This window comes from Streptomyces sp. LBL, assembly GCF_029893585.1.
Taxonomy (GTDB): domain Bacteria; phylum Actinomycetota; class Actinomycetes; order Streptomycetales; family Streptomycetaceae; genus Streptomyces.
Genome location: NZ_JARXYX010000004.1, coordinates 279,793 through 297,397 on the forward strand (window position 1 = coordinate 279,793; position 17,605 = coordinate 297,397).

The 17,605-nt window shown below is 70.0% G+C and carries 16 protein-coding genes and 1 pseudogene; 11 read left to right on the forward strand and 6 right to left on the reverse strand.

All coding sequences use genetic code 11. The features are described from left to right. Positions 1-46: 46 nt before the first annotated feature. The gene (locus M2271_RS06745) at positions 47-949 is read left to right on the forward strand and encodes a ribokinase (RefSeq protein WP_280886174.1); all 903 of its coding nucleotides are present in this window, start codon (positions 47-49) and stop codon (positions 947-949) included. Then, on the forward strand, positions 946-1,335 hold the full coding sequence (gene rbsD / locus M2271_RS06750; RefSeq protein WP_280886175.1) for a D-ribose pyranase: 390 nt from the start codon (positions 946-948) through the stop codon (positions 1,333-1,335). Before M2271_RS06745 ends, rbsD begins: the two co-directional genes overlap by 4 nt. 334 nt (positions 1,336-1,669) lie before the next feature. On the opposite strand, the gene M2271_RS06755 is transcribed toward rbsD, so the two are convergent. Beyond that, positions 1,670-2,488 carry an IclR family transcriptional regulator gene (locus M2271_RS06755; protein WP_280886176.1) on the reverse strand — a complete coding sequence of 273 codons (819 nt, stop codon included), beginning with the start codon at positions 2,486-2,488 and terminating at the stop codon, positions 1,670-1,672. A gap of 132 nt (positions 2,489-2,620) precedes the next feature. Between M2271_RS06755 and M2271_RS06760 the strand changes: the two genes are divergently transcribed. The 7 genes from M2271_RS06760 to M2271_RS06790 all read left to right on the forward strand — a co-directional run bounded on the left by M2271_RS06760 (position 2,621) and on the right by M2271_RS06790 (position 12,299). Next, on the forward strand, positions 2,621-3,577 hold the full coding sequence (locus M2271_RS06760; protein WP_280886177.1) for a DUF1177 domain-containing protein: 957 nt from the start codon (positions 2,621-2,623) through the stop codon (positions 3,575-3,577). After that, on the forward strand, positions 3,574-4,953 hold the full coding sequence (locus tag M2271_RS06765; protein WP_280886178.1) for a cytosine permease: 1,380 nt from the start codon (positions 3,574-3,576) through the stop codon (positions 4,951-4,953). The genes M2271_RS06760 and M2271_RS06765 overlap by 4 nt, the downstream gene beginning before the upstream one ends. Further along, positions 4,950-6,272, forward strand: coding sequence for a M20/M25/M40 family metallo-hydrolase (locus tag M2271_RS06770; RefSeq protein WP_280886179.1), 1,323 nt, complete (start codon positions 4,950-4,952; stop codon positions 6,270-6,272). The genes M2271_RS06765 and M2271_RS06770 overlap by 4 nt, the downstream gene beginning before the upstream one ends. Before the next feature lie 263 nt (positions 6,273-6,535). Next, positions 6,536-6,922 carry a hypothetical protein gene (locus tag M2271_RS06775; protein WP_280886180.1) on the forward strand — a complete coding sequence of 129 codons (387 nt, stop codon included), beginning with the start codon at positions 6,536-6,538 and terminating at the stop codon, positions 6,920-6,922. Between the two features lie 106 nt (positions 6,923-7,028). Continuing rightward, positions 7,029-7,223 carry a DUF397 domain-containing protein gene (locus M2271_RS06780; protein WP_280886181.1) on the forward strand — a complete coding sequence of 65 codons (195 nt, stop codon included), beginning with the start codon at positions 7,029-7,031 and terminating at the stop codon, positions 7,221-7,223. An 18-nt stretch (positions 7,224-7,241) separates the two neighbouring features. Continuing rightward, positions 7,242-7,772: a hypothetical protein gene (locus tag M2271_RS06785; RefSeq protein ID WP_280886182.1), complete on the forward strand. Its 531-nt coding sequence runs from the start codon at positions 7,242-7,244 to the stop codon at positions 7,770-7,772. A gap of 3 nt (positions 7,773-7,775) precedes the next feature. Beyond that, on the forward strand, positions 7,776-12,299 hold the full coding sequence (locus tag M2271_RS06790) for a hypothetical protein (protein WP_280886183.1): 4,524 nt from the start codon (positions 7,776-7,778) through the stop codon (positions 12,297-12,299). A 29-nt stretch (positions 12,300-12,328) separates the two neighbouring features. Here the strand turns inward: M2271_RS06790 and M2271_RS06795 are convergent, their stop codons facing one another. The 3 genes from M2271_RS06795 to M2271_RS06805 all read right to left on the reverse strand — a co-directional run bounded on the left by M2271_RS06795 (position 12,329) and on the right by M2271_RS06805 (position 13,817). Further along, entirely contained in the window at positions 12,329-12,976 is a 648-nt protein-coding gene (locus M2271_RS06795) for a dihydrofolate reductase family protein (RefSeq protein WP_280886184.1), read from the reverse strand. Between the two features lie 170 nt (positions 12,977-13,146). Further along, positions 13,147-13,539, reverse strand: coding sequence for a hypothetical protein (locus tag M2271_RS06800; protein ID WP_280886185.1), 393 nt, complete (start codon positions 13,537-13,539; stop codon positions 13,147-13,149). Next, the gene (locus tag M2271_RS06805; protein ID WP_280886186.1) at positions 13,536-13,817 is read right to left on the reverse strand and encodes an Arc family DNA-binding protein; all 282 of its coding nucleotides are present in this window, start codon (positions 13,815-13,817) and stop codon (positions 13,536-13,538) included. The genes M2271_RS06800 and M2271_RS06805 overlap by 4 nt, the downstream gene beginning before the upstream one ends. Positions 13,818-13,990: 173 nt before the next feature. Here M2271_RS06805 and M2271_RS06810 point away from each other — a divergent pair. After that, positions 13,991-14,119 (forward strand): annotated as a pseudogene (locus tag M2271_RS06810) (helix-turn-helix domain-containing protein); the annotation flags it as partial. Positions 14,120-14,250: 131 nt separating this feature from the next. On the opposite strand, the gene M2271_RS06815 reads toward M2271_RS06810, so the two are convergent. Further along, positions 14,251-14,892, reverse strand: coding sequence for a hypothetical protein (locus tag M2271_RS06815; protein WP_280886187.1), 642 nt, complete (start codon positions 14,890-14,892; stop codon positions 14,251-14,253). Between the two features lie 120 nt (positions 14,893-15,012). Beyond that, the gene (locus M2271_RS06820; RefSeq protein ID WP_280886188.1) at positions 15,013-15,603 is read right to left on the reverse strand and encodes a methyltransferase domain-containing protein; all 591 of its coding nucleotides are present in this window, start codon (positions 15,601-15,603) and stop codon (positions 15,013-15,015) included. A gap of 435 nt (positions 15,604-16,038) precedes the next feature. Here M2271_RS06820 and M2271_RS06825 point away from each other — a divergent pair, with 435 nt between their 5' ends. After that, positions 16,039-17,565 carry an RICIN domain-containing protein gene (locus M2271_RS06825; protein ID WP_280886189.1) on the forward strand — a complete coding sequence of 509 codons (1,527 nt, stop codon included), beginning with the start codon at positions 16,039-16,041 and terminating at the stop codon, positions 17,563-17,565. Positions 17,566-17,605: the final 40 nt, after the last annotated feature.

The following is a 17,605-nucleotide window of genomic DNA, read 5'->3' on the forward strand; positions in this document are numbered from 1 at the left end:
CCGAGTCACGTACTGCACGTACTACACGTACTAGGGGAGTGACTTCATGTACGACTACGACCTCCTGGTCGTGGGGTCGGCCAACGCCGACCTGGTGATCGGTGTCGAGCGGCGGCCCGGGGCCGGTGAGACGGTGCTCGGCTCGGACCTGGCCGTGCATCCGGGCGGCAAGGGCGCCAACCAGGCCGTCGCGGCGGCCCGGCTCGGGGCGCGTACGGCCCTGCTGGCCCGGGTCGGCGACGACGCCCACGGCCGGCTGCTGCTCGACTCGCAGCGGGCGGCCGGCGTCGACCCGGTGGGCGTCCTGGTCGGCGGGGCGCCGACCGGGGTCGCGCTGATCACGGTGGATCCGTCCGGGGACAACAGCATCGTGGTCTCGCCGGGCGCGAACGGGCGGCTGACGCCGGACGACGTGCGGGCGGCCGGAGGCCTCGTCCAGGCCTCCCGGGTGGTGTCGGCGCAGCTGGAGATCCCGCTGGAGACGGTCGTGGAGGTCGTACGGAATCTGCCGACGGGCAGCCGGTTCGTGCTGAACCCGTCGCCGCCGCGGCAGTTGCCGGCCGAGGTGCTGTCGGCCTGTGACCCGCTGATCGTCAACGAGCATGAGGCGAAGGTGATCCTCGGCGGGGCGAGTGCCGGCGACACCCCGGAGGACTGGGCCCGGCAGCTGCTGGCGAAGGGCCCGCGGACGGTGGTCGTCACGCTGGGCGCTCAGGGCTCACTGGTCGCGTCCGCGGAGGGAGTGGCCAGGGTGCCGTCCGTGAAAGTGGCCGCCGTGGACACGACCGGCGCGGGTGACGCGTTCACCGCGGCGCTTGCCTGGCGGCTGGGCCCGGGCTCGTCCTTGGCGGAGGCGGCGGCGTACGCGTCCCGGGTGGGGGCGGCGGCTGTGACCAAGCAGGGGGCGCAGGACTCCTTTCCGACCGCTCGGGAGGTCGAGGCCCTGTGAAGAAGGCCGGAATCCTGAACCGTCATCTGTCCGGAGCGCTGGCCGAACTGGGGCACGGGGACGGGGTGCTGGTGTGCGACGCCGGGATGCCGATACCGGACGGTCCGCGGGTCGTGGACCTGGCCTTCCGGGCCGGGGTGCCCTCCTTCGCGGAGGTCCTGGACGGTCTGCTGGCCGAGCTGGTGGTGGAGGGCGCGACGGCGGCGACGGAGGTCCGGGACGCCAATCCCCCGGCCTCGGCCCTGCTGGACGCACACTTCCCCGAGCTGGCCCTCGTCCCGCACGAGAAGCTCAAGGAGCTGTCGGGGGGTGCGCGGCTGATCGTCCGCACGGGGGAGGCACGGCCGTACGCGAATGTGCTGCTGAGGTGTGGGGTGTTCTTCTGAGCGTGGGCATCCCGCGTCGGAGCCGCGTGCGACAACCGCCCGGATCGCGGGCCGGTCCGGGCGAGGCGAACCCCGGCCGTGGAAAAACTTCGAGGGGGTCCGATCCGTCGACCGGGCCCCCTCGGTTTCCCTCCCCATCAGAACCCCGCGATCCCCCCGGATCCCCCTCCGAGACGTCCTGATGCCCAGTACGACCCGGGAAGCGGGGAAAGGGTTGTACGGCATCCTCAGATTTTTTTCTCCGCTGCCCGGCGCGGTAGCGCCGTCGAGCAGTACTTCGACGCGAACGGCACCAGCGGCATGGCCGGCCAGCCCGGTGTCCACGAAGAGTTCTTCAGGTGCGGGCGCGACGGGTGCGCTGGGGTGGGTGCGTGAGGCGCTTCTCCAACTGCTGGGCCGCCTGCCGGAGCGCGTCGAGCCGGCCTTCGGGCCCGTCGGGGAATCGGTCCTCCGCGCCGCCCAGGCTGAGGCTGCCGTAGGGCTCACGGCCCAGGAACACCGGCACGGCGACCGTGGCGATCCCCGTGTCGTACTCCCCGACCGTCCATGCGTACCCCTGCGAGCGCACCCGTAGGAACTCCCGTTCCAGCTGGTCGGGGTCGGTGATCGTACGCTCTGTGAAGCGGGCCATGGGCCGGTCCCGGAAGAGCCGGTGGCGCTGCTCGTCGGGGAGGAACGCGTAGTACGACTTGCTGGTGGCACCGGCGTGCGCGGGATAGAGCTCACCGACGAGCGGGTAGTAGCGCAGCGGCCCCGATGCGCCTTCGGCCGCCGCCACACAGCGCATGTGGAAACTGTCGGGGAGGCAGAACAACACAGTGTCACCGGTGGCACCGCGCAGCTCTTCCAGCACGGGTCCGGCCAGCAGCTCGAGCGATCCGGAGCGCTCCCACAGCCGCCCGAGCCGCAGCACGGCAGGCCCGATGCGATAGCGGCGGGTCGCCGGGTCCGACACCAGGAACCCGCGTCCGGCCAGCGTGGACAGGAGCCGCTGAGCCACGGAGGTGTCCCAGCCGAACTCCGTGGCGACCTCGGTCACACCCCAGTCGGGTCTGGTCCGCTCGAAGGCCAGCAGGACGAGCAGGGCCCGGTCGACGGTTTGCAGGGCGCCGGCAGGGGTCCGCCGGTCCAGTGCGATTTCAGCCATCGGCATCTCACCATTCAGACCTGGATTGCATATAACGGGAAACAGTTGCGGACAACGCTATCCGATCCCGAATCTGCTGTCGCAGCAACCGGCAGCAGAGCGCCGTACGGGTGCGGACGGAAGCGAGAGAGACCGCCCATGTTGAAGTACGTATTGGACATCGTGGATCTGCTGGACGATCCGGACGCCGACGGCAAACGCGTCGTGGACTACCTCGACTCCCTGGCAGGCCCCGACGGCTCCGGCGCCCGGGTCACCAACGTCGTCGGCGAGTACGGCTCCACCGACTTCGTGCTCGTGCGCATCCCGGGCCGCACCGGCCGTTCCGCGGGCGGCGCGGCCCGCACCCTCGGCGTGATCGGGCGGCTCGGCGGGATCGGCGCGCGACCCGAGGTGACCGGCCTGGTCTCCGACGCGGACGGCGCCGCCGCCGCACTCGCCGCCGCCGCCAAGCTCCTCGACATGCGCCGCCGCGGCGACGCACTGCCCGGCGACGTGATCATCGGGACCCACATCTGCCCGAACGCGCCCACCGAGCCGCATGACCCGGTGCCGTTCATGGGCTCGCCCGTCGACATCGCCACGATGAACCGGCACGAGGTGACCGGCGAGATGGAGGCCGTGCTCTCCGTCGACACCACCAAGGGCAACCGCATCATCAACCACAAGGGCCTGGCCCTGTCCCCCACCGTCAAGGAGGGGTGGGTGCTGCGGGTCAGCGAGCAGCTCGGTGAACTGCTCGCCGTCGTCACCGGTGCGCCGTTGGTCACGTATCCCGTGACCACGCAGGACATCACCCCGTACGGTAACGGCGTCCACCACATCAATTCGATCCTGCAGCCCGCCACCGCGACCAACGCCCCGGTCGTCGGGCTGGCGATCACCTCGGCCGCGGCAGTGCCCGGCTGTCAGACGGGCGCGAGCCACGAGAGCGACATCGCGTCCGCCGCCCGCTACGCCGTCGAGGTCGCCAAGGCCTACGGCGGCGGCCAACTGGACTTCCACGACGCGGTGGAGTTCGAGAACCTCGTCAACCGCTATGGCCCGCTGTCGCACCTGCAGACGGCCGGCCGTGAGTCCCGGGAGTCCTCATGACCTCCACCACCTCTCGTACCGAGAGCCCGAAGCAGTTCGGCAGCGACGACTACTCGCTGTCCCGTGTCCCGCGCAGCCGGCGGCTCGGCTTCTGGACGATGCTGCTCCAGTGGCTCGCCCAGTCCGGCTCGATCTCGCAGTTCACGCTCGGCGCGACCATCGGCATCGGCATGACCGTCCAGAACGCGTTCCTCGCCTTCACGTTCGGCGCCGTGATCCTCGAGATCGTGATCTTCGCGGTCGGCCTGGCCGGCATGCGCGAGGGCCTCGCCACGCCACTGCTCACCCGCTGGGCCGGTTTCGGGCGCAACGGTTCCGCGCTCGTCAGCTTCGTCATCGCCATCAGCCTCGTCGGCTGGTTCGGCGTACAGAACACGATCTTCGGCACCAGCGTGTCCGCGCTGGCCGGCGGCCCGTCCTGGATGTGGTGCGTGATCGCGGGCGTGGCCGTCACCGTGCTGGTGATCTTCGGTTTCCGCTTCATGGCGCTGTTCGCGAAGATCGTCACCCCGCTGTTCTTCGCCCTGGTCGCCTGGTCCGTCACCGACGCGCTGATGGACCACTCGATCGGCGACCTGATCAGCTCGCCGCCCCCCGGCCAGACCATCCCCCTGGCGGTCGCCGCGACCGCGATAGCGGGCGGCTACATGACCGGCGCGATCGTCTCGCCGGAGATGACCCGCTACAACCGCAAGGGTTCGCACGTCTTTCTGCAGAGCGCCTCGTCGATGATCCTCTCCGAGTACATCGTCGGCCTCACCGGTGTACTGCTCGGCCACATGGTCAAGAGCAGCCAGGTCACGCACATCGTGCTCAGCACCTCGGGTCTGGTCGGCGTACTGATCGTGCTGATGTCCACCGCGAAGATCAACGACTGGAATCTGTACGGCTCCTCGCTGGGCGTCGTCAACTTCTTCCAGGTCGTCTTCGGCAAGCGGCTGCACCGCGGCGTCGTCACCATCGTGCTGGGTATCGCGGGGACGGTGCTCTCCGCGGTCGGCATCATGACCCACTTCACGGAGTTCCTGTCCGTCCTCGGCGTCGCCATCCCGCCCATCGGAGGCATCGTCGTCGCCGAGTACTGGGTCGTACGACAGATGCGCAAGCCGCTCGACGAGACCCGCGAGGCCGAGACGCTGCCCGCCGCCTCGCCCACCTGGGTTCCGATGTCGCTGGTGATCTGGGCCGCGGCGTTCTGCGTCGGCAAGTTCGTCACCGTCGGCATACCGGCACTGAACTCGCTGGCCACCGCCTTCGTACTGTATTCCGTGCTCGGCCTGCTCGGTCTGGTGAAGCCCTACGGCACCTCGGCCCTGGACGACCAGGGCAGCAGTGCGCCCGCCGTCCCCGAGACGGCCACGGTGGGAGCGGCATGAGCACCCCTGTCACCCTTGTGTCCACCGCCTCCGAGGAAGCCCAGCGCGAGGTCGTCGAACTCTGCGCCGAGCTGATCCGCTTCGACACCTCCAACCCGACGAGCGACGAACGCGCCTGCGCGGACTGGGTCGTGGACCGGCTCGCCGAGGTCGGCATCGGGTCCGAGCTCGTGGAGAGCTCGCCCGGGCGGGCCAGTGTCATCGCCCGGATCCCCGGCGCGGACCCGGACCGCGGCGCGCTGCTGGTCCACGGCCATCTCGACGTCGTACCGGCCGACGCGTCCGAATGGCAGGTGCCCCCCTTCTCCGGAGAGATCCGCGACGGCTACCTGTGGGGCCGCGGCGCGATCGACATGAAGGACACCGTGGCCGTCATGCTGGCCACCGCCCGCCACTTCGCCCGCACCGGTATCCGGCCCTCGCGCGATCTCGTTCTCGCCTTCCTCGCCGACGAGGAGGCGGGCGGCAAGTACGGCGCGCATTGGCTCGTCGAGCACCGGCCCGAGTTCTTCGCCGGCGTGACCGAGGCGATCGGCGAGGGCGGCGGTTTCTCGTTCGCCATCGACGACACCCGGCGCCTCTACCCCATCGAGAACGCCCAGCGCGGCATGGCCTGGATGGAGCTGACGGCCACCGGCCGGGCAGGGCACGGCTCGTCCCCGAACGACGAGAACGCCGTCACCGATCTCGCCGAGTCCCTGACCCGCGTCGGCCGCCACACCTTCCCGATCCGCCTGATCGAGCCCGTACGCGCCCTGCTCGCCGAAGCGGCCCGCCTCCAGGGCGTCGACTTCGACGAGAACGACATCGAAGGAACCCTGGCGAGGCTCGGACCGGTCGCCGACTTCATGCAGGTGGTGCTCCGCAACTCCGCGAACCCCACCATGTTCTCGGCGGGCTATCAGACCAACGTCATCCCGGGGAAGGCCACGGCCCGCGTCGACGGCCGTTTCCTGCCCGGCCACGAGCAGGAACTCCACGACACCATCGACGAGTTGCTGCTCCCGTCCGTCACTCGCGAGTGGGTCAACCACGACGTCGCCCTGGAGACGACGTTCGAGGGCCCCCTCGTCGACGCGATGTGCGAGGCGGTACGCGCCGAGGATCCGGACGGCCACCCGGTGCCCTACTGCAACCCCGGTGGCACCGACGCCAAGGCCTTCACCAAGCTCGGCATCCGCTGCTTCGGCTTCAAGGGCCTCAAGCTCCCGCACGACCTGGACTACGGCCGCCTCTTCCACGGCGTCGACGAACGCGTCCCGCTGGACGGGCTGCGGTTCGGCGTCCGCGTCATGACCCGCCTCTGGCAGAGCTGCTGACCGGCTGCTCCGCCGGTCATCGATCCGGGCGCCTCGGATATTTTGCAGGCGCCCGGGACCACACCGCGACCAGTGGCGCACGGCAGGCGCGTGACCCGACCGGCCGTCACGTCACCCGCCGGTCACAAGCGCCCCCTTTGACCCGTATCCACGCCATCGTGGGGTTTATGGATACTTCTCACCTTTTCACTGGTCGGCGCTGTGACGATGGCCACCGAGAGGACTCCACTTCTGCGGAGCCTCCGGGACAGAAGGACATACACATGCGAGTCAAACAGGCGATCGGCGCGGGCGTTCTGACCCTGGCCCTGGTATCCGGAGCCGGCTGGGCCGCCCAGGCCACCACCAGCGACACCGCTGCCGGCCACGCTGCCGCGGCCAAGGCGCCGGCGCGGGCGCGGGCCGGGGCCGTGGACGGCTACCAGATCGTCCAACTCCCCAACGCCAACGTGCCCAACTTCCAACGCCGGACCCTCTACTGCCCTGCGGGCAAGAAGGTCCTCGGCGGCGGCGCCGAGGCCCAGGGCAACGGCGCGGTACTGGTCGGCAGCTTCCCCACCCCCGACGGCACCGGCTGGATCGCCCTCGGCCGACAGGACGGCTACTCCACGGTCGGCATCAGCGTCTACGCGATCTGCGCCAATCCCTGATCAGACAGTCCCGACATGGTGGTGGTTGCCGTCCAGCCGGAGGCAACCACCACACGTTTGATCACTCCCATGCCTCACCCGGCGAGACGGGCTCCCCGGCTGGTACATGTCCAGTTACAGCGGCGGCGATCAGGGCGAGTGCCTTGAGATCGTCACCTGGCCCGACGCCGTCCGAGTCCGGGACTCCAAGAACAGGCGGGGTTCCCAGCTCGCCCTCTCCCCGCCGCCTAGGCCGACTTCATCGCGTACGCCGGCCGGGAACGAGCGACCGGCGCCGCGCCCTGACGCATCGGACGGGTGAGGAGGCGCTGGAGCGGGCATGGGTAGGGGCGTGACCGAAGTGCGGGTGGGGATCAGCGTCGACGGCACGGCCGGGAACAGCACGGCCATGAACACCTCTGTACACGATCTGCGGCGACGCCTGTCCGCTGAACCGCAGTTGCGCGGCCGACTCCGGCCCGCCGACTCGGCGCCGCCGCCCGGCGCCATGGGTCTGCCCGGCGAGGCGCTGCTTGCCCTGCTCGAACCGGGCGGGGTCGTCACGACGTTCGCCGCCGGCCTGATCACCTGGCTGGCCACTCGTCGGACCGCGTGCACGGTGAGCGTCACCCGTCCCGACGGGACGGAGATCACCCTCACCTCCACCAGCGTCACGAACCTCTCGGCTCAGAAAAGGGCCCAGTACATCCGCGAGATCACGGCCGCGCTGGACGAGGGGGTCGCCGAGACCAGGAGCGCGCCGAACGAGGCCACCCCCGAGACCCCCGCCGCCCCGAACAGCACCTCCGGCACCTCCCGCACCTCCGGCACCACGACCAGGCCCGACGAGGGCACGTCACGGCAGGAGTAGCACATGTCGGCGCCGGACAGCGTCCACGACGGCGACTTGGGTGACTTCGCGGCGCCGGGTGCGTACGCGATCCTCATCGGTACGCCCGACCACGTCCCGGCCTCCGAGCTGCCCGATCTCCCGGCTGTCGCCACCACACTCGACGACCTCGAAGCGGTGCTGAACGACCCGTGCGGGATGCGCGGCCGGGTACACCGCGTACCCCCGGACGCCACGTCGAGCGAGATCGTCGAGGCAGTGGAACGGGCTGCCCGGGAGGCGACCGGCCCGATCCTGCTGTGCTACGTCGGGCACGGCATCCTCGGCCCCGGCGACGAGCTGTACCTCGCCACCCGCGCCAGCCGGTCACCCGGCCGGATCGCCGACGCGGTGCCCTACGGCACGGTCAGAAACCTGCTCACCGAAGCGCCCGGCGGCAGCGTCGTCGTACTGGACTGCTGCTACTCGGGCCGGGCCAAGGTGCCCGGTGGCCCGGCGCAGGGCTCGCCGCCCTTCCTGGTCACTCGCCCGGACGGCAGCTTCCTGCTCAGTTCGGCCTTCTGGTACGACCTGTCGTACGCGCCCCAGGGCCACCGGCACACGCTGGTCGGCGGGCGGTTGATCGACCTGCTCACGGACGGCGACCCGGCCGGCTCCCCGTGGCTCACGCTGGACGGGCTGTACGAGGCCGTCGACCGCGCCTTCCACGGTGAATCGATCCGCCCCTGGCGACAGAGCGAGGGCACCCTCGGCTCCCTGCGGCTCACCCGCAACCGCGCCTACCGGGACCCCCACGATCCCGGCACCGAACCGCCAGCCGACGTGCCGTGCCCGTACCCCGGGATGGAGCCCTTCGGCACCACTCAGGCACGCCACTTCTTCGGCCGCGAGGACCTCACCCGGCGGCTGCTGGACGCCGTGTGCGACGACCCGCGGGAACCGCGGCGGGGCGACACCGCACCCGTCGTACTCGTCGGCCAATCCGGTGTGGGCAAGTCGTCGCTGCTGACCGCCGGGCTGTTGGCCGGTCTGGAGCGGCGCCGCGCCGAACCGTCCGCTCACGGCGGCCTGCCGTGGCCGCCCGTGCTGCTGCCCGCGCCCGGCCCGCGTCCTTTGCGCGCGCTGGCCGAGGTGTGGGCCAGGGCCACCGGCCGGCCGCCGAACGAGGTGCACCGGGCTCTGACCGAAGGACGGCTGACGGAGCCGTTACCCGGCCGGGAACCTCACCGCCTCCTCGTCGTCGACCAGTTCGAGGAGGTCTTCACCCGCTGCACGGACGCGAAAGAGCGTGCCCGTTTCATCGACGTCCTGACCCGCCCCCAGGGCACCGCCGAACCGCCGCGGGTGGTGCTGGGCCTGCGGGCCGACCACTACGGCGACTGCCTCACGCACCCCGGTCTCGCCCGCGCGCTCGACCACGGCCAGTTCACCGTGCGACCGATGAACGACGACGCCCTGCGCGCCGCCGTGGAGCGCCCCTCCCGGGCCGCCGGTCTGACCCTCGAACCCGGCCTGACCGACCGTCTGCTGCGCGACCTCCGGCACGGCGAGACCGGCCACGATCGCGACGCCGCGCTCCCCTTCCTGGCCCATGCCCTGCGCGAGACCTGGCTGCGGCGCAGCGGCGCCACACTGACCCTGGCCGGGTACGAGGCGACCGGAGGGATCTGGCGTGCGGTCACGACGACCACCGACCACCTGTACGACGGTCTCGCCCCGGCCGAACGCGGAGCGCTACGCGAACTCCTCTTCCGCCTGGTCCACTTGACCGACGACGGGGTGGTGGTACGGCGCCGGGTGCCCGTGGCCGACCTGCTCGACGGCCTGTCCGCCCCGCAGCAGGTCGCTACCCGCTCCGTGCGCGAACGGCTCGCCACCGCCCGTCTGATCACTGTGGACCAGGAGTACGCACAGATCGCCCACGAGGCACTGCTTCATGCCTGGCCGCGGCTGCGGACGTGGATCGAGGAGGACAGGGACCTGCTCGTCCAGCGGCAGAGGCTGGCGGACAGTGCCCGGGAGTGGGAGGCGGGCGGGCGGCACGGGGACCTGCTGCTACAGGGCATCCGGCTGGATGCCGCCGTGGACCTGCTCCGGGCGGAACGGCTGCGCCATCGCCGACTGCCGCGTGCGGAGGAGGCCCTCGTCCATGCAAGCCTGGCGGCGGACCGGAAGCGGCGGGAAGGCCTCAGAAGGCGGCTGCGGGTCCTCGTGTCCCTGCTGTGCGCGTTGGCGGTCGTCGCGGTGCTCGCCGTGTGGCAGACCGTCGAGGCGAACCGGCAACGCGGCGAAGCCCAGGACCAACGGCGGTTGACCACGCTGCGCGCCCTCATCGCCGAGTCGCAGAACCTGCGCGACGAGAACCCGCGGCTGTCCCTGAGACTCGCCCTGGCCGCCCACCGGATCGAGCCCACCGCGGAGTCGCGGGCCGCCGTGTTCGGCACCCTGGCGGAGAGCCGGTACGCCGGAAGTACCTCCGATGAGCGTGCGGTCACGGCCGGCCCCGGTGTCCTCAGCCGCGACGGCCGGCTACAGGCCGCCGCGCAACGGGACAGCATCGGTCTGTGGGACGTCTCGGACGCCACCCGGCGCAGACAGCTCGCGACGCTCAAGGGCTGCGGCGAGTACCCCAACGGTCTCGTGTTCAGTGCCAACGGCCGCATGCTGGCCGGTGCCTGCGACAACGGCACCGTCGTCGTGTGGTCGCTGGCGGACCTGAAACATCCGCGGCGCGCGGCCGTCCTGAGGGTCGACGGCCTGACGGGCAATCCCTCAGGAGTCGCCTTCAGCACGGACGGAGAGCTGCTGGCCGCCGCCGGATGGGGTGACGGCGAGAGGGCCTCCGCGCCGGACCGATCCGTTGTCCTGTGGAGCCTCTCCGGGAACAAGCCACGGCGAGTGGCCGTGGAGCGTGGCGTCTACGACAACAGCGTCGTGCTCTTCAGCCCGGACGGGCGGACCCTGGTGAGTTCGACGGGGCGGGTCGAGGCCAAGGAGGAACCCACCGACCGCAACTCCATCACCCACACCTCGGGCGCCACCGTGTGGGACGTCTCCACGCCGGCGCGACCACGACGGCTGACCCGCTTGGACCGGGTTGACGAAAAGATGGCCTTCAGCCCCGACGGCCGGCTACTCGCCACGGACCATGACAACGACGTCGTGCTGTGGGACATCACCAGCCCCGCGCAGCCCAAGGCGCGAGCGGCCTGGCGCGCTCACAAAGAATCCGTCACCGCTCTCACATTCGACCGATCGGGAAAACGGCTGGCCACGGGCTCGTCCGACGACTTGGTGACGGTGTGGGACGTCGAGAACAGCGCAAAGCCCCAGCAGGAAGTGACACTGAGAGGCCACGAGAGAGCGCCGCTGGACATGGTCTTCGGCGAGGACACCCTGACGGCCGTCAGCCCGGAGGAGGTCATCCGCTGGAGTCTCGACGTCCCCGGACGGCCCGAGGTCCTGGCGACCATAGGCGACCTGGACGGTCACACCGCGGCGGCCGCCATCACGCCGGACGGGAAGACCATGGCCCTCGCCGGTTACGGACAGACGATCACCCTGTGGAACATGACCGACCCGAGCCGCCCGAAACGCGTCGGGTCCGTGGATGTGAAGGCGTTCGTCCAGGATCTCGCCGTCAGCGCCGACGGAAACATCCTCGCGGGGGCCGATCGCAAGGACAGGATCACCCTCTGGGACATCACCGAGTCCACCCGGCCTCGTCAGCTGTCGGTCATCAACCCCGTCAGGAAGCGCGGCGACGCCAACTGGATGCATCTCAACTTCTCGCCGCGCGGCGCGACCCTGGTCGCCAACGGCGCGGCGACGCTGGTCTCCGACGGATGGGCCGCGCTGTGGGACGTGAAGGACCCCGAGCACCCCGAGGAACTGGGCGCGTTCAAGAAGGGGGTGACTCCCCTGACGTCGGCCGAGTTCAGCCCCGACGGCGAGCTGTTGTCGGTGCCCTCCGGCACCGACACGTACCTGGTCCGCTACCGCTCGCCCTCCGCCGAACCGATCCATCTCCGTGACGCGTTCGCCGATTCCGCCTTCTCCCCAGACGGCAAACTGCTCGCCACCGCGCTGAGCAAGGAACTGCTCTTCCTGGACATCAGCTCCCCGGAGAAGCCCCGCAAGGTCGCCGAGACACCGAAGGGGGACGAGGACTCCAAAAATCCCGTCTTCCACCCCGACGGGAACCTCCTCGCCACCACCACCGAGTCCGGAGACATCCGTCTGACCGATGTCGGAGACCTGTCCCGCCTGCATACGGCCGCGACCCTGTCCGCCTCCGAGCAGCTGACCCTGCTCGCCTTCAGCCCCGACGGCCGCCTCGCCGTGACCTCCCTGTACGGCGGCCCGGTCCAGATCTGGGACCTGCACGCCCTCCCCGCCATCAGCGCCGATCCCATCGGCAGGGCTTGCAAGCTGGCGGGTGGAGGGCTCCCCGAGGACAACCCTCTGAAGCCCCTCGAGGACAAGTGGTCGACGTATGTGTCAGGACTCCCGTACCAGGACAGCTGTCCAGAGCACGGGGAGTCCTGACCGCCCTGACCGCTGAGGGTGCCCTCGCGTCACCTTCGCCAGAACAGGTGGTGCGTCACGCCGCTCGGGCTGGGCACGACCTCCAGGTGGAACCGGTCGAGCAGCTCATCGGGGGACTCCCACAGTCGCAGTCCGGACCCGAGCTTTACCGGCGAGACCACCACATGCATGGCGTCGACGAGGTCAGCGTCAAGGAACTGCCGAATGGTGGTGACCCCGCCGCCGAGTCGGACGTCCTTGCCCTTCGCCGCTTCCCGCGCCCGTTCGAGGACCGTGGCCGGGTCGCTGTCGACGAAGTGGAACGTGGTGTCGGAGAGCGTGAACGAAGGGCGCGGGTGATGGGTCATGACGAACACCGGTGTGTGGAACGGGGGCTCCTCCCCCCACCAGCCGCGCCACTCGTGGTCCGGCCAGGGCCCGCGTTGGGGCCCGAACTTGTTGCGGCCCATGATCTCGGCCCCGATGTTGCGTGCGAAGTCTCGCGTGAAGTAGTCGTCGAGGCCCCGGCTCCCTCCGGGATCGGTGCGCATGGGCCAGCTCGCCGTGGCTCCGGCCCAGGTGAACAGCCTCGCCGGGTCGACGGCGTGGCCGAACGGACTCTCAAGGCTCTGATCCTCACCGGCACCGATTCCGTCACTCGAGACGGTGAAGTTCATGACTCTCAGCAGTTGATTCACGTGTTTCCTCGTCAGGTCCTGGCGCGTCATCGTGGGGCGAGGCGCCTCACATCATGACGTCGAACGGCAGGTGGCCGGATCGACAGCGGCCCGCAACTTTTTTCCAAAGCGAAGACTGTGCCTGGTACCGATCGCCGGATCCTTCGGGTTCGTCACCATGCTCACGTACCTCAACGGTTCAGGTCCATGATCCCGACCCCGAGTCCTTGGTACGGCTCCGGTGCCACGGTGGCGATCAGACCGCCCGTGGGGAGCGTCTGGTTCGGGCGGGCGGTGTGGACGGCGGCGGATATGCCGAAGTCGACGCCTGCGCGACCCAGTTCGGCGATGGTCACCACCATGGCGTAGTCGTCGTCGATGAGATGGAGAACGTCCACCAGCACACCCACGTGGCCGACGATCCCGGCGCGTCGGCGCTCGGCCTCCAGGAGACACAGGACAGGGACCCACAGACGCACGTCGTCACTGGAGGCAGCGGCATGGATGAGGCCGGAAACCTGCTTGTCCCCTCCCAACGCCAGGAGGGTGGGGGTGTCGAGGACGTAGTGTTCGGGCCAGCTCAAGGGGACGACTCCGTCTCGGCCGGGGCGGCGCGGTGAGCGGCGGCGGCCTCCCGCATCTTGCGCCGCATCTCGGCGGACTCCTCGTCCGAAACGTAGTGCCCGAAGCGCTCGGCGAGCACCGCACGCGTGCGGTCGGCCCGTTCCCCGATCTGCTCGGGAGTCAGCGTCTGAGCGGCTATGTCCTGCATGAGGGCACGGAGACTGGTGCCTCGCGCCTCGGCCACGGCGGCCAGTTGATCACGGACTTCGGCGGGCACGCGGATCATGACGTCGGACATGCGTCGAGTATACGTCACGTATACGTCGACGGGCGGAGAGTAGGGTCGCCCCGTCCCACCAGATGCGGTATGTGTCCCCCGTGACGCCCACCTGGCGTGCGGGGAAGCGTTCCGCGACGCAGCGGGCGGAGCTGCCGCGCTGGGCGGGCGGGGCGGTGCGTCCCCGTCTTGTTGAACGTGCGCGAGTCGTTCTTGTCTGTGCGGACGGGGCGTCAAATGCCGCGGTGGCGGCGGATCTCGGCGTTACTTCATCGACGGTGGGCAAGTGGCGTTCCCGGTTTGCCGCCCACCGGCTGGCGGGCCCGGCATCCCCGCTTCTCTCACCGAGACACGTCGGACGGCGCGTGTCTGCGCAGCGACGGCGAGGGGCGCGAGGAGAAGACAGAGCTGCGCTCGGTGGCCGACACCACGTATCCGATCTACCGGCGTCGGTTCACCCCACTGCGTCACCGAGCACGAGGAGCCGCTCGGGAAGCCGCGGCAGTCGTTCGTAGCGGCGCCGCAGACTCGCGGGGAAGCGGAAGGAGACCGGATCGGTGATCGGTTCGGCCTCCCGGATGTGCTGGTGGATGTCCTCGACGGGAAGCGACCGGGCGAAGCGGTGGAACCCGTCGGGATCGGTGGGTGGGTGGTCGCCGTGGAGTCCGGTCAGCGACAGCAGGGTGGTGCGCGGATCGACCTGCCCGAAGAACGCGCCCCTGGGGAATTCGGGTGAGGCGATGCAGTTGATGAACCGCGCTCCGTCGGGCACGTTCGGACGGGTTCGGTACAGGCGGGTGGTGTAGGCCAGGACGATCGGCATGCGCGTTTCGGCGGGTCGCTCGTAGCCCATCTCTTGCAGCCACACGGGAGTGCGTGATCCGCGGCCGGTGGCGTCGACGAACAGGTCGGCCTGGAGAGTCGATTCGTCCGCGGTCTCCGGTGCTGTCGGACGCAGCCGGGCTCCGGTCACCCGTGTCCCGTCCGGTGTCGACAGGAGGCCGAGCAGCTCGGTGCGTTCGAGGAAGGTGACGTTGGTCAGCGCCGCCACTTTGCTGCGCAAGTACTCTTCGAGGACGGCGCGTTGGGCAGTCACTGATGACAGGCCGGTTCGCCGGGGCTGGAACTGCCGCGCGTTGTAGTACCAGCGTTGCTCGCCCAAGTCTCCTACCCGGCCGCTCTTTGACGGAGTCGGCAAGCACCGACTGCACGGCGGTCACACGGTGCGCCGGTCGTGCATGCCGGTGATCTCCAGCAGGCGGAACGTCACCGCAACGTCACCGGCCCTGCGTGCCTCGCACCGCCGCTCGATGACCCGTACACCGGCCTGAGACGCCAGCGAGTCCAGCCGGCCCGCGTCACCGAGGCTGTTGAACCCCAGGAACAGGCGCCCCACCCCGGTCAGCCGCGCCAGGCCCTGACACAGGTAACGCTGGTGCGCCGCGTAGTCCCGATCGAAGATCGCGTACTGCACTTGCCGGCTATAGACGAAATCCTCCGGTGCCCACACGACGTTGGAGTTCCAGAACACCAGGTCGAACCGCTCACCCGGTTCCAAGGCGTCGAACAGATCGCTCCGCTGCACCCGCACCCGGTCCGCCACACCGTGACGCGCCGCGTTGAGCCCGGCGTTGACCACGGCATCGGAGCTGATGTCCGAGGCGGTGACCCGCTCACAGCCCGCCATCGCCGCCGTCACCGCCGTCACGCCCGCGCCGCAGCCCACCTCCAGAAAGCTGCCCCCCACAGGAAAGGGAAGCCACTGGGTGAACAATTCGGTGGAATCGGTATGGACCGGAGCGAACACCCGGGGAAGCAGATCCCACCGCGACCCCAGCATCTCGAACTCTCCCGGCTCCCTCTCTCCGCCGTGCCGTTCCACCAGGCGCCGACCGACATCGAGGAGAGCAGCAGCGGCTGGCGGGGAGGCAGGAACGGCAGGTGCGGGAGCGGACCGGACAGACATGAGGATTCCTTGTCAGGAGGTGTGGTTCTTCAGAGCCGGACGCAGGGGCGGCCACTCGTCAGGGACTCGGCGGCCTGCCGACCCCGGTGCGCACGCCGGGGCACAGCTTCACCGGTCTGGCGGGTAGTGCTTCCGGATCACTTGATGGATGGGTTTGCCCGCCGCAGACCCGGGCGGAGGAGCGCTGGCCTCCAGCATGGAAGCAGCGCGCCTCCGGTGGCACGGTTGCTTCGTAGGTGAGCGCGCCGACGGTCGGTGAACGGTGAAGGGATGACGATGAGCACTGCCCCTGCGGCAGCCACAGGTGACGAGCACTCCGCCGGTGCGATCCGCACGGTCGCGGGGATCGGGGTCGCGGAGTCCAAAGGGGACGACGGCCCTGCTGCCTCGGCTCAGTTGAACCTTCCCTACGGGGTCGCGGTGGACAGCGCCGGAGCCCTCTACGTCTGCGACTACAAAGGCCACCGGGTTCGGAAGATCACGACTGACGGGAAGATCAGCACGGTCGCCGGCACGGGCACTGCGGGCGCCGACGGTGACGGCGGCCCGGCGGTCTCGGCCCAGCTGAACGGCCCTCGCGGGGTGGCGGTGGACAGCACCGGCAACCTCTACATCGCCGATGGCGACAACCACCGGGTTCGCAAGGTCGCGGTGGATGGGGAGATCAGCACGGTCGCCGGCACAGGCTCCGAGGACTTCGGCGGTGACGGCGGTCTCGCCATCGCCGCCCAGTTGAACAACCCGCGTGGGGTAGCGGTGGGCAGTGACGGAACCCTCTACATCGCCGATGGCGACAACCACCGGGTTCGGAAGGTAACGGTGGATGGGGAGATCAGCACGGTCGCCGGCACGGGCGCCGCGGACTTCGGCGGTGACGGCGGCCCGGCGGTCTCGGCCCAGCTGAACGGCCCTAGTGGGGTGGCGGTGGACAGCACCGGCAACCTCTACATCTCCGACCACGTCAATCACCGGGTTCGGATGGTCTCGGTGGATGGGGAGATCAGCACGGTCGCCGGCACGGGCACCGAGGGCTTCGGCGGTGACGGCGGCCTTGCCACCGCCGCCCAGCTGTACCACCCGACGGGGGTGGTGGTGGACAGCGTAGGCAACCTCTACATCGCCGAGTACAACGGTCACCGGGTTCGGATGGTCGCGGTGGACGGGGAGATCAGCACGGTCGCCGGCACGGGCACCGAGGGCTTCGGCGGTGACGGCGGCCCGGCCGCCTCGGCCCAGCTGCGCAACCCGTGGGGCCTCGCTGTGGACTGCGTCGACGCCCTCTACATCGCCGACCACAACAACCACCGCCTGCGGAAGGTCGCGGCGGCGCCGATGGCCGGGCTGCCCGAGTCGGGCACGTTGGTCTCCTGGGCCAACGTCCGCAGCAAGCTGCGGATGGCGGTGGCGCGTGAGTCCACCAAGGACGGGGCCGAGGTCCACCAGATGCTCACCGTCCCCAGGGACCACCAGCGGTGGCGGCTGGTCGTGGCGGGCCAGGACGACGGAGAGGTCCTGTACCGGATCGAGAACCTGCGCAGCGGCAAGGTCCTGGAAGTCGCCGAAGCGCGAGAGCGGGGCGGGGCAATGGTCGCGCAGCGCGCCTACGAGGGCGATGACGCACACCACCAGCACTGGCGGCTGATCCCGGTGGGCTCGCTGACCGACACCCCGCGGGTGTATGAGATCGCGAACCGCAACAGCGGTCTGCTCCTGCAGGTCGACACCAACGCGCGCACGGTGATCAAGCAGCACGGAGCAAAGAGCGGCCACCGTGACCGGCAGTGGCAGCTGCTCCCCGTGTGACCGACGCACGGGAGGGGGGCAGGGGCGTGATCGCCCCTGC

Excerpts from the sequence above, each read along its gene's own strand:
- M2271_RS06745 (WP_280886174.1), top strand. The coding sequence starts at position 47 with ATGTACGACTACGACCTCCTGGTCGTGGGGTCGGCCAACGCCGACCTG.
- M2271_RS06755 (WP_280886176.1), bottom strand. The coding sequence starts at position 2,488 with ATGCCGATGGCTGAAATCGCACTGGACCGGCGGACCCCTGCCGGCGCC.
- M2271_RS06760 (WP_280886177.1), top strand. The coding sequence starts at position 2,621 with ATGTTGAAGTACGTATTGGACATCGTGGATCTGCTGGACGATCCGGAC.
- M2271_RS06765 (WP_280886178.1), top strand. The coding sequence starts at position 3,574 with ATGACCTCCACCACCTCTCGTACCGAGAGCCCGAAGCAGTTCGGCAGC.
- M2271_RS06770 (WP_280886179.1), top strand. The coding sequence starts at position 4,950 with ATGAGCACCCCTGTCACCCTTGTGTCCACCGCCTCCGAGGAAGCCCAG.
- M2271_RS06775 (WP_280886180.1), top strand. The coding sequence starts at position 6,536 with ATGCGAGTCAAACAGGCGATCGGCGCGGGCGTTCTGACCCTGGCCCTG.
- M2271_RS06780 (WP_280886181.1), top strand. The coding sequence starts at position 7,029 with ATGTCCAGTTACAGCGGCGGCGATCAGGGCGAGTGCCTTGAGATCGTC.
- M2271_RS06785 (WP_280886182.1), top strand. The coding sequence starts at position 7,242 with ATGGGTAGGGGCGTGACCGAAGTGCGGGTGGGGATCAGCGTCGACGGC.
- M2271_RS06790 (WP_280886183.1), top strand. The coding sequence starts at position 7,776 with ATGTCGGCGCCGGACAGCGTCCACGACGGCGACTTGGGTGACTTCGCG.
- M2271_RS06805 (WP_280886186.1), bottom strand. The coding sequence starts at position 13,817 with ATGTCCGACGTCATGATCCGCGTGCCCGCCGAAGTCCGTGATCAACTG.
- M2271_RS06825 (WP_280886189.1), top strand. The coding sequence starts at position 16,039 with ATGAGCACTGCCCCTGCGGCAGCCACAGGTGACGAGCACTCCGCCGGT.